General features: G+C 73.6%; 6 protein-coding genes. All 6 read right to left on the bottom strand.

The window, feature by feature from the left end; all coding sequences use genetic code 11:
• Positions 1 to 6: 6 nt before the first annotated feature.
• A complete protein-coding gene (locus tag ACIRQP_RS19920) occupies positions 7 to 1,857 on the bottom strand; it encodes an ABC transporter ATP-binding protein (RefSeq protein WP_403891574.1) in 1,851 nt (616 codons plus the stop codon).
• 68 nt (positions 1,858 to 1,925) lie between these two features.
• Positions 1,926 to 3,116: a glycosyltransferase gene (locus tag ACIRQP_RS19915; protein WP_403891571.1), complete on the bottom strand. Its 1,191-nt coding sequence runs from the start codon at positions 3,114 to 3,116 to the stop codon at positions 1,926 to 1,928.
• Positions 3,113 to 3,922 (bottom strand): alpha/beta fold hydrolase, encoded by an 810-nt coding sequence (locus ACIRQP_RS19910; protein WP_403891568.1) that lies wholly within the window; start codon positions 3,920 to 3,922, stop codon positions 3,113 to 3,115. The genes ACIRQP_RS19915 and ACIRQP_RS19910 overlap by 4 nt, the downstream gene beginning before the upstream one ends.
• A 4-nt stretch (positions 3,923 to 3,926) precedes the next feature.
• On the bottom strand, positions 3,927 to 4,262 hold the full coding sequence (locus ACIRQP_RS19905; RefSeq protein ID WP_403891566.1) for an acyl carrier protein: 336 nt from the start codon (positions 4,260 to 4,262) through the stop codon (positions 3,927 to 3,929).
• Positions 4,252 to 8,796 (bottom strand): beta-ketoacyl synthase N-terminal-like domain-containing protein, encoded by a 4,545-nt coding sequence (locus tag ACIRQP_RS19900; RefSeq protein ID WP_403891563.1) that lies wholly within the window; start codon positions 8,794 to 8,796, stop codon positions 4,252 to 4,254. The genes ACIRQP_RS19905 and ACIRQP_RS19900 overlap by 11 nt, the downstream gene beginning before the upstream one ends.
• 5 nt (positions 8,797 to 8,801) lie before the next feature.
• Entirely contained in the window at positions 8,802 to 15,794 is a 6,993-nt protein-coding gene (locus ACIRQP_RS19895; protein ID WP_403891560.1) for an SDR family NAD(P)-dependent oxidoreductase, read from the bottom strand.
• Positions 15,795 to 15,871: the final 77 nt, after the last annotated feature.

Genomic DNA, 15,871 nt, shown 5'->3' with positions numbered 1-15,871 from the left:
CTTTTGTCAGCGCGGCACGTCCGCCAATTCGCCGATGTCCTCATTTCCTTCGCTCACCAGCATCTGGGAGGAGGCGAGTTCGCGGTAGAGGACGTCGGCCTCGACCAGCTCCGCGTGGGTTCCCGCGGCGCGCACCAGACCGTGTTCGAGAACCACGATCTGGTCGGCGCCGGTCACGGTGGACAGCCGGTGCGCGATCAGGATCACGGTGCAGCGCCGGGCCGCCTGGTCCACCGCCTCCCGCAGCGCCCGTTCGTTGCTCGCGTCGAGCTGGGCGGTGGCCTCGTCGAGGAGGAGCACCTCCGGCCGGCGCAGCAGGGCCCGCGCGATGGCCAGCCGCTGCCGCTCGCCGCCCGACAGGGTGACGCCGCGGTTGCCGACCTCGGTGCGCAGCCCGTCGGGCAGCCGGTCGATGAGGGCGTCGAGCCGGGTGAGTCGCAGGACCTCCGCGATGTCCTCGTCCGAGGCGTCGGTCGCCGCGTACCGCAGATTGTCCTCGATGGTGCCGGCCATCACCGGCGACTCCTGTTCCACATAGGCGATGCGCCTGCGCACCTCCGACCGGGGCAGGGTGGCGATGTCGACACCGTCGATCCGGATCTGTCCCGCGTCCGGTTCGTGAAAGCGCTGGAGCAGGGCGAACATCGTGGTCTTGCCCGCGCCGGAGAGCCCGACCAGCGCGGTCTGGGTGCCGCCGGGGACGGTGTACGAGATACCGCGCAGGGCGGGTGCGCGGCCGGGGTAGGAGAACCGTACGTCCCGGAACTCGACCGGCGGCGCGCCCGGCGCGGCCACGGCGGCGACGGGTTCGCGCGGGGCGTCCACATCGTCCTCGACGGGCATGTGCTTGACCTGCTCGATACGGCCGACGGCGCCGAGACCCTGTTGCAGCATGCTCAGCCCGGCGACCAGTGAGCCGACCGGGCTCGCCAGATAGAACACGTACAGCAGGAAGGCGATCAGCGCGGAGGCTTCGAGGCCGCCGGAGGCCACCAGCGCTCCGCCCACGCCGAGCACCGCGAGGAACGCCGCCTGGATGGACACCCCGGAGAGGACCTTCACCAGCGCGACATAGCGCGCTCCGGCCAGTCCGGCGCGGTAGGCGCCCTCGATGGCCTCTCCCGCACGTTCGGTCTCCCGGCCTTCGGCGCCGTTGGCCTTCACGGTCCTGGCGGCGCCGAGCGTACGGTCGAGCGCGGCGCCCACCGCGCCGACCGACTCCTGGGCGCGGGCGACGGCCTCACGGATCCGGGGCAGGACGAGCACCATGATCAGGGCGACGGCGATCAGCACGGCGGCGGTCACCCCGAGCAGTCCCAGATGCACCACGCCCATCAGGACCACCGCGCCGAGGATGCTGAGCACTCCGTTGGAGACCATCACCAGCCCTTCGGTGGCGGCGTTCTGGACGAGTGCGCTGTCGGAGGTGACGCGGGCGATGAGGTCGCCCGGTGGACGGCGGTCCAGCTCGGGTACGCGCAGCCGTACCAGCCGGAACACCAGGTCGCGGCGGATCTGCCGGACCACCCGTTCCGAGGTGCGCTGCTGCCACCAGGACTGGAGTCCGGTGAGCCCGGCGCCCAGCACGACGAGCGCGGCCAGCAGGAGCACGGGCCCGAGCACCCCGCGCCCGTCGCTCAGTCCGTCCAGTACGTGCTGGGCCACCAGCGGCTGTACGAGTCCGGCCGCGCTGGCGGCCAGCACGAGCAGCAGGGTGGCGAGCAGCACCGTCCGGTGCGGTCGGGCGTAGCGCAGCAGTACGCGCAGCGGGGGCGTCGCGGGCGCCTCAGGGGGCGGGGCCGACGCGGGTGACCGAGGGGTCTCAGCCGTCGCGGGGGGAGCGGAAGCCGTTGTCATGGGTAGTCCCGGGTTCGCTGGTCGGGAGGGGTGTTCGCCGGTGGGAGTGGGGGGCACCGGTGGGGTGTTCAGTGGGTCGCGGGGACGGGCGCGGGCGGGCGCCGCGCCGCCATCCGCTCCAGGTGGTCGGCTGCGGTGACATGGCCGCCCGCCGCGCGGAAGGACCGGCCGATCGCCTCGGCGGCGGCGCGGTGGCCACCGGCGCTGTCCAGTACGGTCTCGACGGCCGTGGCCAGCCGGGCGGCGTTCACCCGGTTGAAGCGGACCCGCACCCCCGCGCCCGCGTCCACCACCTGCTGCGCGACGATGGGCTGGTCGTCGCGGATCGGGGCGAGTACGAGCGGCAGCCCGTGCCAGAGCGACTCGCACACCGTGTTGTGTCCGGCGTGGCAGACGACGGCGTCGGCCCGTGCCAGTAGGTCGAGTTGCGGGACGTGGGCGTGTACGAGCACTCCCGGTGGCACCGCGGAGAGCGTATGGCCGGGGTCGACCACGACGCCCTGTACCGCGTCCCCGAGTCCGTCGAGCGCGGTGACCGCCTCCGCCAGGAACCGGCCGCCCGCGTCCGCGTTGGCCGTGCCGAGCGAGACGAGCACAGTGGAGCGCTCCGGATCGAGTTCGTCCCACGGGAAGTCGGAGCGGTCGGCGCGGGGGGCGATGGCCGGTCCGACCAGATGTGTCCGCTCCCAGGGCAGCGGCGCGTCACCGAGCAGTTCGCGCCCGGTGAAGGCGATGACACCGTACGGCGAGAACCGCGGGTCGGCCGTGCCCGCCGGGTCACCGATCCGCGCGCGCAGCGCGCCCAGCAGATCGCCGAGCCAGGCGGCCACCTTCGGCATCCCGGCCAGTGGGTCGATGAGTTCGGCCGAGGTGGTCGCGGATGTGACGTAGGGGACGCCCCTGCGCTCGGCCACCAGCGCGCCCGCCACGGCGTGCTGGTCACCGAGGACGACGTCCGGCCGGAAGGCGTCGATGGCGGCCTCGATGCCCGGCGCCATCAGGTCGGCCAGCGGAACGAAGAACTCCGCCCACAGGAACCGGAAGGCGGCGGGTCCGGTCAGCTCCGGCGGCCTGGCCAGCCCATGGGCGGGCATGACGCAGTCGAAGACCGTGGCGTCCGCGCCGGCGAGCCGGCGGATCTGGTCGGCCTGTCCGGCCCATGCCACCGGGTGCCCCCGCCGGGCGAGTTCACCGGCCACCCCGACCAGCGGGTTGACATGCCCCACCAGCGGCGGGACGACGAGCAGGAAGCGGCTCACCGCACCGCCCCGGCGAGTGTGTGATCCCGTATCCACTCCAGGATCAGGTCCCGGGTCTCCTCGGTCCGCTCCACGAGTACGGAGTGGCCCTGCTCGGCGAGGACCACGGTGCGGCAGGACGCCAGCTTGGCTTCCAGGGCGTCCACTTGGGCGCTCAGTCCGGACTCGTCACCGAAGATGGCCAGGACCGGACAGACGAGCGCGGAGAGATCGTCGTCGATGACGCGTCCCGCCGGGATGTCCTCGGCGAGGGTGGTGACCCGCAGGATACGGCTCGCACCCCGCGAGAGCCGGGCGGTGTGCGCGCCGTGATGGGCCGAGATCCAGCCGATGACATCCTCGCGGGCGAGCTGGCTCTTGGCGTCCGCGAGTCCGTCGGCCATGTGCCGGGTCCACTCCGCGACCGGCGGCTCGGACTCGATCATGGTGACCGTGGCGACCCGGTCGGGGTGCCACGCGGCGAGCGCGGCGGCCACCGTACCGCCGAAGGAATTACCGACGACATGCACCCGGCGGGTCTCGCCCAGCGCGTCGAGCAGCCCGGCGAGGTCGGCGACGAAGGATTCGAGACGGTAGCCGGTGGCCGGCCGGTCGCTGCGGCCGTGGCCGCGCAGGTCGTACATGATCACGTCGAAGCCGGCGGCGGCGAAGGCCGGGCCGAGGGTGAAGTAGTAGCTGGCCAGGCTGTCGGTGAGCAGACCGTGCACGAAGACGACAACGGCCGGTTCACCTCCGTCGGCGGGCCTGGTGGCGGCGGGCAGCCGCTGCACATGGGTGGTGATCTCGCCGGTACGTATCTTGGTCATCGGCTCAGCCCTGCCCGTTGGCGCGCAGCGACGCCGCGACATAGTCGGCCAGCTCACCGACGGTGAGGGCGATGATCTGGTCGAGTTCGAGATCGGCGATGAAGAGGGCGAGGTTGACCCGCTCCCCGTAGTGCTCGCGCAGAACACCGGCGAGCGTCACCAGATCGATGCTCTCCAGTTCGAGATCGTCGTGGAAGGTGGTCCCGCGGGTGATCTCGGCGTCGTCGAGGCCGTCCTCCTCCAGCAGTTCGCGCAGCATCCGGGTGATGTCCGCCAGCACAGCGGCATCATCGGTGTCCAGCGGCTCCGTGGTCACGAACCCGATCGCCTCAGTGCTCATCAGACTCTCCTGTCTCGTTGTCATCGGTCGTCCAGGCGACGATGTACCGCCGCTCGGGCAGTCCCGGTGGATTGGCCACCTGCCGCACACTCACCTCGTAGGCCCGGCCCTCGGTCACGACGCGCAGCCTCTCCGCGTCCGCCGCCACCACGCGGTAGTCGGCGGGCCGGCCGCGCAGACCGGTACCGCGCGCCTTGGCGACGGCCTCCTTGGCCGTCCAGAACCGGGTGAACCAGCCGGGTCCGCTGTCCGGGGCCGCGGCCACCAGCCGGTCCAGCAGGGCCAGTTCGCCGCTGTCGCAGGCCATCTCGGCGGCGGACCTCGGCCGGTCGGTGATCTCCTCGATGTCGATCCCGCACGGGCCGCGCCGGGCGATGGCCACGCCGGTCTCCCGGCAGTGCGCGATCGACACGGTCAGCTCGCCCGTCGCGCGTCCGTGCACACCGTGGGCGACGGGCCGCCTCGTGTCGTCGTTGCGTACGGCGATCTCGGCCGGATAGATCTCGCCGGCGCCCTCGCCCCACAGCAGTCCGCGGACCGCGTCCTTGGCGGCGACCCTGCCGAGCAGCCACTGGCGGCGGCGGACGGGGGGCAGTTCGTCGTATCCCGCGCGTTCCTCGCCACCGAGCATATTGCGCATGATCAGCTCACGGGTGGCCAGGTCGGGCCAGCGCTCGTGCACCTTCGTCCAGCCCTCGGGCTCGGCCGTGGAGAGGGTGTTGCGGCCCGGGAAGCGGTCCACCGCGCGGATGTTGGGGTCGGTGTCGAACCTCCGGTCCTGCCAGCCGGTGAACTCCGCCCAGACCCGGCCCTCGTGGACGAGCTGCATGTCCGCGGTGAGGGTGAGGTCGGTGACCTCGGTGATACGGATCAGGCAGTCCAGCCGCTGGCCCGGCTCCGGCTCCGGCCCGTGGAAGCGGATCCGGTCCATCCCGATCGGGAAGACCGTGGTGCGCTCGGTGAGCGTCGCCATGATCCAGTAGCCGAGGAGCTGCCCGACGTTGTCCAGCAGGGCGCCGGGGGCGTCCGGGGCGGTGATGACGCCCCGGACCGACAGATCGCCGAGCGCGGTCAGTTCGCTGACGCCCTGGAAGCGCGGCCCGTGGAACATCCACCGTTCGCTGTAGAGCTGTTCGGCCCGCAGCCCGGGGGTGCGCTCGGCGGCCGGGTCCACCGGCCAGGGCGCGGGCGGTTCCGTATGGCGCGGGGCCAGTTCGACCACCGCCCGGGAGTAGCCGGTCAGGCCCACCTCGACCCGGTCGGGCGCCTGCCGCCGTACCACCACCGGTACGTCGACGGACGGCATGGCCTCGATCCACTTCAGCAGCCGCACCTCGTGCACGGCGACCGCCCGCGTTCCGGGCACGGCGCGCTCGGCGATCTCCATGAGATGGCCGATGACCGTGGTGGCGGGCACGATCGGCCAGCGGTCGGCCTCGTCCGGCCATCCGGGGCGCTGCCGGAAGAAGCAGTGGTCGAGCAGATACGGCATCGCGGCGACGTCCACCCGCAGTACCCCGGGGACCGGTGCCACGGCGCCGGCTGGGGCGGGCGTGCCGTTCGAGGGGCCCCGGCGGGCCGGGGCGGTACGCCGGTGCGCGGCGCCCGCGCCGATGAGTTCGTTCGCGACGGCCGCGGTGTCGTTCAGCAGCGCGGAGAGTTCGGCGGCCACCGGGAACCGCGCGCCGGCCCGGCCGAGCAGTTCCAGCGCCCCGCCGTCGGCGACGGCGAGCGCGGGCGAGGCGGCGGGGGTGACGGGCCGGGGCACGATCCCGGTCAGCGCCTTCCTGGCCTGCTCGGGCAGGGAGACGAGCGCCCCGCCGAGATCCAGCCGTACCCCGGCCCGGACCGGCCGCGCCGATGCGGTCGCCGTACGGGCCGACGTGCCGGTCACGGACCCCAGCAGCGGGGCGACATCGGGACCGGCGCCGTCCACCCAGAGCGCGGTGATAACCCGGCGCAGCTGCGCCAGACTGTCCCGGGCCGTGGAGTGCGCGGAGACGACGAGCCGGTCCTGGCCCGCCAGGGTGTCGTCGATGAGCGAGCCGAGCTGCCCCGCGCCCAGCTGGATGAACGCGCGGTACCCCGCCTCGTGCATCGCGGCGATCATGAGCCGGAACCGCACCGGTTCGAGCAGATGCCGGACGAACAGCTCGCGTACGGCGGCCGGTTCGGCCGGGTAGGGCGTGGCGGTCGTCGCGGACCAGACCGGGGTGGTCTGCGGATGGAGGGTGTACGTCTCCGCCGCGCGCCGGATCGGATCGAGGTACGGCGCGAGCATCGGGGTGTGGAAACCGGAGCGGAACGGCAGCGCCTGCCCGATCACCCCCTGGCCCCGGAAACGCAGGACCAGTTCACCGACGGCCTCCTCCGGGCCGCAGATCATCGACTGGTTCGGGGCGTTGTCGTGCGAGAGCACCACATCGGTACGACCGCCCAGCTCGGCCACCACCTTGTCGGCGGGCATGCCGAGCACGGCGAAGACCGCTCCGGGAACGCGCAGCGCGTCCGGGTCGAAGCCCGCGAGGAAGGTGTCCACCTCGTCGGCGGCGTGGATGCCGCCGCAGGCCATGGCGGTCCACTCCCCCACGCTGTGTCCGGCGACCGCGTCGGGCACGACGGCGAGCCTGCGCAGCGCGGTGTCGAGGAGGCGGCCGAGCTGGAACACCGCGGCTCCGTGCCGGCCCACGTCCCCGACCCTGGTGTTCCCGCCGGCCGACCACGGGAGTCCGAACCGCTCGGCCAGTTCCGCGACGTGGGGCTCGAACTCCGCTTCGAGGCCGGGGAAGACGAACGCGGTCCGGCCGCCGCCCGCCGGGCCCAGCAGCGGGCGCGGGCTGAACCACACATCGCTGCGTCCACGCCAGGCCGCGCCCTTGCCGACGGCCTTGCGTGCCAGCTTCAGCCTGCGCGCGGTCGGGTCGACGATGCCGAGCCGGACGGGACCGGCCGCCGCTCCCGTCGCCGGGGCGCGCTCGTCGAGTCCGGCCGCCAGGACCGTGGAGTCATCGGCGGCCAGCAGCGCGGCCAGCTCCGCGGCGCCGGTCGCGGCGAGCCGCAGCACCCGCTCGGGCTCGGTCACCGTCGTACGGGCTTTCCGCGCGGCGGGGGCGGTGGCCGGCTGCTCCAGGACGACATGCGCGTTGATGCCGCCGAAGCCGAAGGCGTTGACGCCCGCCCGGCGCGGCACGCCGGTGGCGGGCTTCGCCCAGGGCCTGGCCTTCGCGAGCGGGGCGAACCGGGTGCCGTCCAGGGCGGGGTTCGGCTCGTCGCAGTGCAGGGTCGGTGGCAGCACCCCGTGGTGGATCGCGAGGGCCGCCTTGATCAGCCCGGCGATCCCGGCGGCGGGCATGGTGTGCCCGATCATCGACTTCACCGAGCCGATCGCCGCCCGCTCGCCCGCGGCCGGGCCGAACACCTCGGCGAGCGTGGCCAGTTCGGCGCGGTCACCGGCGACGGTGGCGGTGCCGTGTGCTTCCAGCAGTCCCAGGGCGTCCGCCGCGCGCGGGTCGAGCCCCGCCGCGTCCCACGCCTGCCGCACCGCGCGGATCTGGCCGCCGGGGTCGGGGTTGAAGAGGCTGGCGGAGCGGCCGTCGCTGGCCACTCCGGTCCCGGAGACCACGGCGTAGACACGGTCGCCGTCGCGCTCGGCGTCCGCGAGCCGCTTGAGCACCACGATGCCGGTGCCCTCACCGATGAGCACCCCGTCCGCGCCGGCGTGCAGAGGGCGGATCCGCTCGCTCGGCGAGAGCGCGCCGAGTTGGCTGAACACACTCCAGAGAGTGATGTCGTGGCAGTGGTGCACACCGCCGGCCAGCATGACATCACAACGCCCTGCCGACAGTTCACGGACCGCCTGGTCGACCGCCACCAGCGAGGAGGCGCAGGCGGCGTCCACGGTGTAGGCGGGGCCGCGCAGATCGAGCCGGTTGGCGACGCGCGAGGCGGCCAGATTGGGCACCAGCCCGATGGCCGACTCCGGCTGTTCGGGGCCGAGTTGCGCGGCGAACGCCGCCCGTACCTCCTCGATCCTGTCCTCGCCCAGCTCGGGCGCCAGCTCACGGAGCGTACGGACGACCTGGCCGGCCGTACGCACCCGCTGGTCGAGCCGGACCAGACCGGGCGTCAGATACCCGCCCCGGCCGAGGACGATCCCGGCGCGCTGCCGGTCGGCGGGGAATACGGGGTCCCCGCCGGCGTCCTCGATGGACCGGTGGGCGACGTCCAGCGCGATCAGCTGGTCGGGCTCGGTGCCCGCCACGGAGGTGGGCATGATGCCGAACCGCGTGACATCGAACTCGGCTTGCTGGTCGACGAATCCGCCGCGCCGGCAGTACACCCGGTCGCTGCGCCGGGGCCCGTCGGGCGCGTAGAACTCGCCGTCCCAGCGATCGGCCGGTACGTCGCTGATCGCGTCGACCCCGTTGACGATGTTGTGCCAGTAGCTGTCCAGGTCCCGCGCGCCGGGGAAGAACGCGGCCATCCCGACGATGGCCACCGGTGTCCCGGCACCGGCGGACGTCCGGGGATCCATCCCGGTCACCAGCCGGAGGCGGTGTAGACCGCGGCGTGCACCGAGGGGGCGCCCCAGGCGAGTTCACGCAGCAGGCTCAGCGGTCCCTCTTCGGGGTCGATCAGTTTGATCCCGCGCGACGCGTACGAGCGCATCAGCTCCGGGGTGACCATGCCACCGTTCGTCTCGGCGGCCGCCCAGGGGCCCCAGTGGACGGTCAGCCCGCGCCGGTCCTCGGTGGACCAGCGGCGGCCCAGCTCCTCCAGGGCGTCGTTGGCCGCGGCGTAGTCGGACTGGCCCCGGTTGCCGAGCGCGGCGGCGATGCTGCCGAACAGTACGGCGAAGCGCGGTCCGCTGGGCAGCGAGTCGACCGCGTCGAGCACCGTGCGCGCCCCGCCCACCTTGGTGGAGAACACCCGGCGGAACGACTCGACCGGCTTCTCGGCGATCAGCTTGTCCTCGATGACCCCGGCGGCGTAGACGACACCGTCGAGCCTGCCGTGCTCGGCGTGGATGTCCTTCACCGTGGCCCGTACCGCCTCCGCGTCGAGCACATCGACGCAGTGGTAGCGGACCCGGCTGCCGAGCGCCCGCAGTCCGGCGATCGTGTCGCGCACCTCGCGCGCGGCGAGCACGGCGGACACCCGGCGCTCGACCTCGGCGGGCGAGGTCGGCCCGGAGGCGAGGAAGGCGGCCCGCAGCCCGGCGCGGTCCGTGGCTCCGGCGGTCGCCGGGTCCTCGGCGTCGGCGGGGACCGGCGTGCGGCCCATCAGTTCGATACGGCACCGGCTGACGGAGGCGATCGTACGGGCGAACCGCGCGGTGATCCCGCGGGCTCCGCCGACCAGCAGGACGACCGCGTCACGGTCGAGCCCCGCCGCCTCGGCCTCCGCGACCCCGTCACCGGCCGGGCCCGCGCCGGTGGCGGCCAGCGCGCCCAGATCGGTGAGGGTCAGTCGCAGGGCGCGCCGGGTGCCGGCGTCCGTCAGGACGACCGGCTCCCGTTCCGTGGCGGCGAGTTCGGTGACCAGTGCGTCGGCGACCACGTCCGGCGCCGCGCCGGGTGCCACCTCGACCAGGGTCGCGGCGAGGTCGGGGTACTCACGGGCGACGCTGCGGAAGAAGCCGCGCAGCCCGCTGGCCGCGCCCTCGGTCCTGCGCTCGACGGCGAGCAGTCGGCGCGGGGCGCCGGCCAGCACGGTCCGGAAGAGCGGGAAGGCCTCGGGCAGCGGCGCCTCGACCGCGTCGAGGGCGTCCAGATAGAGCACGGCGTCGGCACCGGCCTCCAGCGGCTCTCCGGCGGGTACGAGCCGGGGCTCGGCGCCGGCGGCGCGCAGCCGTTCGGCCACGATCGGGGCCAGCTCACCGCCGCCCAGGAGCAGCACCGTGCTTCCGCTGTCCACGGTCCCGGTCACGGCGGGCAGTTCGGCCTCGGTGAACTCCAGCCGCTGCGGGGGCACGACCTCGGCCGCGGGGCCGGCGGGCGAGGCGGGTACGGCAGTGGGTACGGCGGGAACGGCCTGGGCGTCACGCGTCCCGGAGGTCTCCCCTCCACCGAGGCGGGTGGCGAGCAGTCCGGCGATGCCTGCTGCGGTACGGGCGGCACTCAGCCCCTCCAGCTCAGCACCACCATCCACCGGCAGCCCAAGCCTGACCGCCAACTCACCCGCGATCTCCGTCCGCTTGATCGAGTCGACACTCAGATCCGCTTCCAGATCAAGCTCCGGCTCAATCATGTCCACCGGATAACCCGTACGCTCCGCCACCACCGCCAGCACCGCGCCGAGCACCGCCTCACGATCCGGCACTCCACCAGCAGCGGCGGGCGCGGAGGCCGGCGCGGCGGACACGACGACAGCGGTCGCCGGGACGGACGCGGGGAGCGCGGCGGGCGCGGACAGTGCGGCGGGGGCGGGGAGCGCGGCGGGGGCGGACAGCTGTGGTGCGGCGGCGTAGGCGAGCTGCCGGTCCGCCGGGACGGCCCCGGGGCCGCCCAGATAACTCAGCATGACGTCTCGCTGCGCCGCCACCAAGTCCCTGCTGGTGCGCAGGAATTCGGCGACGAGTGCGTCGGGACCGGACGCCGCGGCGCCGTGGGGGGCGTAGTTCTCCGGCACGATCAGCTCCGTAACGAGTCTGGCGGGGTGCAGGGCGTTGGGGGGAATGGTGCCGTCGGCGAGGCGGACGAGCTGGCCGTCCACCGTCCAGCCTGCGGTGCGCCCGGGGACCGCGGTCTCGGGATCGACCGCGTCGCGTCCCTGGAAGAGCCGGCCGGTGCGGACATCGGCTCCGCTGACGGCGAGCCGGGCCAGGGCGGTGAGGAAGCCGGTCAGTCCGGCGCCCCGGCCTCCGTCGAGCGGGATCGTACGGTGCGGGCGGTCGCCCAGGACGGCGGAGACCAGCCTGCTCAGTACGGTGCCGGGGCCCACCTCGGCGAAGACCCGGGCGCCCGCCGCGTACATGGCCTCGATCTGCTCGGTGAACCGGACGGGCGCGTCGATCTGCGCCGCGAGGCCGGCCCGGATCGCCGCGGGCTCCGCCGGGTACGTCTCGGCCGTGCGGTTGGCCCAGACGTCGAAGGTGGTCGGATAGACGGTCATGGACTCCAGGCGGTCGGCGAACGCGTCGCCCGCGCCGGCCAGCAGGGGGCTGTGGAAGGCACAGGCCACCTGGAGCGGCTTCGCCGAGTAGCCCGCGTCTCGCAGTTGAGCGACGGCGGCGGCCATCGGCTCGGTGGGACCCGAGAGGACAGTCTGCCGGGGCGCGTTGCGGTTGGCGGCGACGATGTCCTCGGCGAGACCGGCCGGCCGCAGCACTTCCTCGATCTGCTCGACGGTGGCGGTGACAGCCGCCATCGTGCCCGCGTCGCCGTCCGCCACCTGGGCGAGGATCGCCTCGGCGCGGGCGGCGCTCGCGGTGAGGACGTCCTGGGGCGCGAGCGCCCCGGCCACACCAAGCGCGACGAGTTCGCCGTAGCTGTGACCGGCGGCCATGGCCGGGCGTACGCCGACCGAGGCGAGCAGTTCGGCGGCTGCGAGCTCGACCACACCGAGCGCGGGCTGGGCGACGGAGGTGTCGGTGATCCGGGCCAGCTGACCGGCCTTCGTCTCCTCGTCGAAGGCGGCCGGCGGGTAGAGCGCGTCCCCCCAGCGTGCGCCGAGCTGGAGGTAGCGCTGCAACTCGGGGAAGGCGACGAAGAGTTCGGCGAGCATGCCGGGGCGCTGACTGCCCTGTCCGGGGAAGAGGAAGGCCAGCTTTCCGGCTCCCCCGCCGTCGATGCCCGTGGCGCCGGTCGCGGTATCGCCGGTCACGGTATCGCCGGTCACGATGTCATCGGTCGCGGTATCGCCGGTCACGATGTCGTCGGAGACATGGAGCCCGGCCTCCGGGTCGTGCTCCCCGTCGGCGGCCCTGCGCAGCAGCTCGGGCAGCGCCGCGAGGCTCTGTGCCACCACGGCGATCCGTACCGGCTCGCCGCGTACCGCCGCCTGGTCGCCGCGGTGGGCCGTGTGACGCGCGTAGTCACGCAGTCGCCAGTCGCCTCCGCGCTCAATCAGATCCAGCAGTGCTCGGGCCGCGCGGCGCGCCGCGGCGGCGTCCCGGCCACGGAACGTGAACAGCTCCGCGGGCCAGGTGTCCAGCGTATGGGCAGGTGGCGCCTGTTCATACGCGCGTAGAACGACATGGAAATTCGTGCCGCCGAATCCGAAAGCGCTCACTCCCGCGATACGGTCCGCGGGCTCCGACGCCCACGGCCGGGCGGCGGTGTGGAAGGCGAACGGGCTGCTCTCGCCGTCCCATGCCGCGTTGGGCTCGCGCACATGCAGGGTCGGCGGTTTCACCCCGTGGTAGAGGGCCAGTGTGGTCTTGATGAGTCCGGCCAGTCCCGCCGCGCACTTGGTGTGGCCGATCTGGGACTTCACGGAGCCGATCGCGCAGCCGGCCGGCTCGGCCCCCGCCTCGGTGAACACCTCGGTCAGCGTGGCGAGTTCGGTGCGATCGCCGACGACGGTGCCGGTGCCGTGCGCCTCGATCAGTCCGACATCGGCGGGGGACACACCGGCGTTGCGGTAGGCGCGGGTGAGCGCGGAGCGCTGGCCCGCCGGGCGGGGCGCGGTCAGGCCGAGCGCCCGGCCGTCGCTGGCGCTGCCGACTCCGTCGATCACGGCGTAGATACGGTCGCCGTCGCGCTCGGCGTCGGCCAGCCGCTTGAGCGCCACGCAGGCCACGCCCTCGCCGAGCGCGATGCCGTCGGCGGCGCCGTCGAAGGTGGCGGAGCGGCCGGTCGGGGAGAGCGCGTGCACGGAGGAGAACAGCAGATAGTCGTTGATGCCGTTGTGCAGGTCGGCGCCGCCGCAGAGCACCAGATCGCTGGTGCCGGTGACCAGCTCCTTGCAGGCCACGTCCACGGCGGTGAGCGAGGACGCGCAGGCCGCGTCCACGGTGTAGTTGGCGCCGCCGAGGTCGAGCCGGTTGGCGATCCGGCCCGCGATGACATTGGCGAGCATCCCGGGGAAGGAGTCCTCGGTCAGCCGCGGCAGCTGTGCGTCGAGCGCGGACGGGATGGTGCCGACATATCCGGGCAGCACCGTGCGCAGGGTCGTCGCGTTGGACAGATCGCTGCCCGCTTCCGCGCCGAACACCACGGACGTACGGGCGTGATCGGTGTCCGCCCCGTCGTACCCGGCGTCGGCGAGCGCGCGCCGCGCGGCCTCCAGCGCGAGCAGTTGTACGGGTTCGATGCTGGCCAGCGAGGCGGGCGGGATGCCGTAGCGCAGTGGGTCGAAGGGGATCTCGGGCAGGAATCCGCCCCAGCGCGACGGGGTGCGCTCGCCGTCGCCGTCGGGCGCGTAGTACCGCTCCGCGTCCCAGCGGTGCGCCGGGACTTCGGTGACGCAGTCCTTCCCCGCCAGGATGTTGGCCCAGAACTCGGCGAGGTCGGGGGCGCCGGGGAACATACCGGCCATGCCCACCACGGCGATCCGCAGCGGCTCGGGCGCGCTCTCCCCGTCCTCGACCACCCGGTCGAGTCCGAGTGCGGTGCGCAGTCCGGCGGCCCGGGAGCGCAGCCATCCGGCGGCCCCTTCGGCGACGGACTCGTGGAGCGCCGCGACGGTGGTGACGGATTCACGCAGGACGCAGACCTCCCCCGCCATGAACATGCCCTCGCCGGACTGGCGTGCCTCGTCGACCGGCCGCAGCTCGTCGCCGACCCGTTCGATGCCCTTGCTGGCGAGCCTGAGCCTGCCGACGTTGAACCGCTCCAGCTGTTCCCAGATCTCCCGGTCGGGCACGCCCTGTGCGCGCAGTTCGTCCTTGAAGCGCGCGAAGTCCTCGGTGATGGCGCTGTGGGCGCAGCGCGTGGCGTGCCCGGGGGCGGTCTCCAGCAGATCGGTCCGTTCGGCGGCGACGATACGGCGCTGGAAGAGCGGCTGGATGGCACCGGCCGCGACCGCCTCCTCGGTGAAGAGGTACGCGGTGCCCATCAGCACGCCGAACGCGGCTCCGGCGCGGGTCAGCGGGGCGGCGAGGGCCGCCGCCATCGCGGCCGAGCGGGCGTCGTGGATGCCTCCGGCGAACAGAACGGTCAGCTCGGCGGCGCTCTCGTCGCCCGTCTCGGCCACGAAGTCGAGCAGGACCTCGGTCTGTGCCTCCCACAGCGGGAAGCTGTTGCGCGGTCCGACATGCCCGCCGCACTCGGCGCCCTCGAAGATGAACCGGCGCGCACCGGCCGCGAGGAACTGCCGCAGCAGTCCCGGGGAGGGCACATGGAGGAAGGTGGCGATGCCCTCCGCCTCCAGGGCAGCGGCCTGGGCCGGCCTGCCGCCCGCGATGATCGCGTGCGTCGGCCTCAGCTCGCGTACGACCTCCAGCTGCGCGGACCTGATCTCCTCGTCCGCGAACCCGAGCACACCGACTCCCCAGGGGGCGTCTCCGAGGGCCTCGCGGGTGCGCTCCAGCATCGTCCGGGTGCGGTCCGCGTTCGCGAGCGCCAGCGCCAGGAACGGCAGCCCGCCCCCGGCCGCGACGGCGGCGGCGAACGCCGGCTCGTCACTGACCCGGGTCATCGGCCCCTGAGCGATGGGGAATTCGGTGCCGAGTGCCCGTGCGCCCGCCGATCCCGCGGCCAGCGCGGCGGCGGGCCGGTCGTCCTCGACGGCGGCGGATATCGCCGCTCTGACGCCCCGGATCGCGTCGCCCACCGACTTCCAGCGCCGGGCGAAGAAGGCCGCGAGGAAGGCGTCCTGGCCGACCGGCAGAAACTGTGTGCGGAGATCATCACTGCCCACCCTGGCCTCGAACTCGGCCGGATCGGCGGGGAGTTCGGGGGCGCCGGGGCCACGGCGGCGCAGCACCCGCGTCCCGTGGTGCAGCACCGTCTCCGAGCCGTCGAGTCCGGTGAGCGCGCCGGTGAGCTCCGCCGGCAGGCCCGCCTCGTCGAACAGCGCGAGCTGGGTGTCGAGTACGACACCCGCCGCGCCTCCCGCGACGACGGCGGCGGCCGTGTGCGGCCCGATACCACCGCACGCCCAGACCGGCAGCGCGATGTCCGGGTCCGCCAGCACCTGCTGGAGCAGGACGAACGTACTCAGCTCGCCCGCCCTGCCACCGCTCTCCGCACCGCGTACGATCAGCCCGGCCGCCCCGGCTCCGGCGGCCCGCCGCGCGCCCGCCAGGCCGGTCACCTCCACCAGGACCCGGCGGCCGGCGAACTCCGCCGGTGTGCGCCCGGGGTCCGCCAGCAGCACGGTGTCCACCGGCTCGGGAAGATCCGCCGCGGTGACGGTGCAGCCAGGACGTATCCGCACCCCGAACGGCAGCGGCGACCAGCGCAGGGTGCGGTCGAGTGTGTCGGCGACGCTCCTCGGATCACCGGTGGACAGCTCCAGCACACTGAGCGCACCCGCCCGTGCGGCGGCGGCCGTCAGCCGTGGCGACGAGCGGTGCAGCGGGTTGACGGCGATGACCGACTGTGGCAGCGAGAACTCAATGGACGCGACGGATTCCGGCATCCGCATGAAGTCTCCCGGATCGAAGTGGGGGGTTGACCGTGGGGGGCAGACCGTGAGGTTGACTGGCCGGTAGTTAACTGGCC

Origin of the sequence: Streptomyces sp. NPDC102274 (genome assembly GCF_044766385.1) — a bacterium.
Taxonomy (GTDB): domain Bacteria; phylum Actinomycetota; class Actinomycetes; order Streptomycetales; family Streptomycetaceae; genus Streptomyces.
Note: the sequence above shows the minus strand (reverse complement) of the source record. Positions and strands in the feature narration are given on the sequence as shown.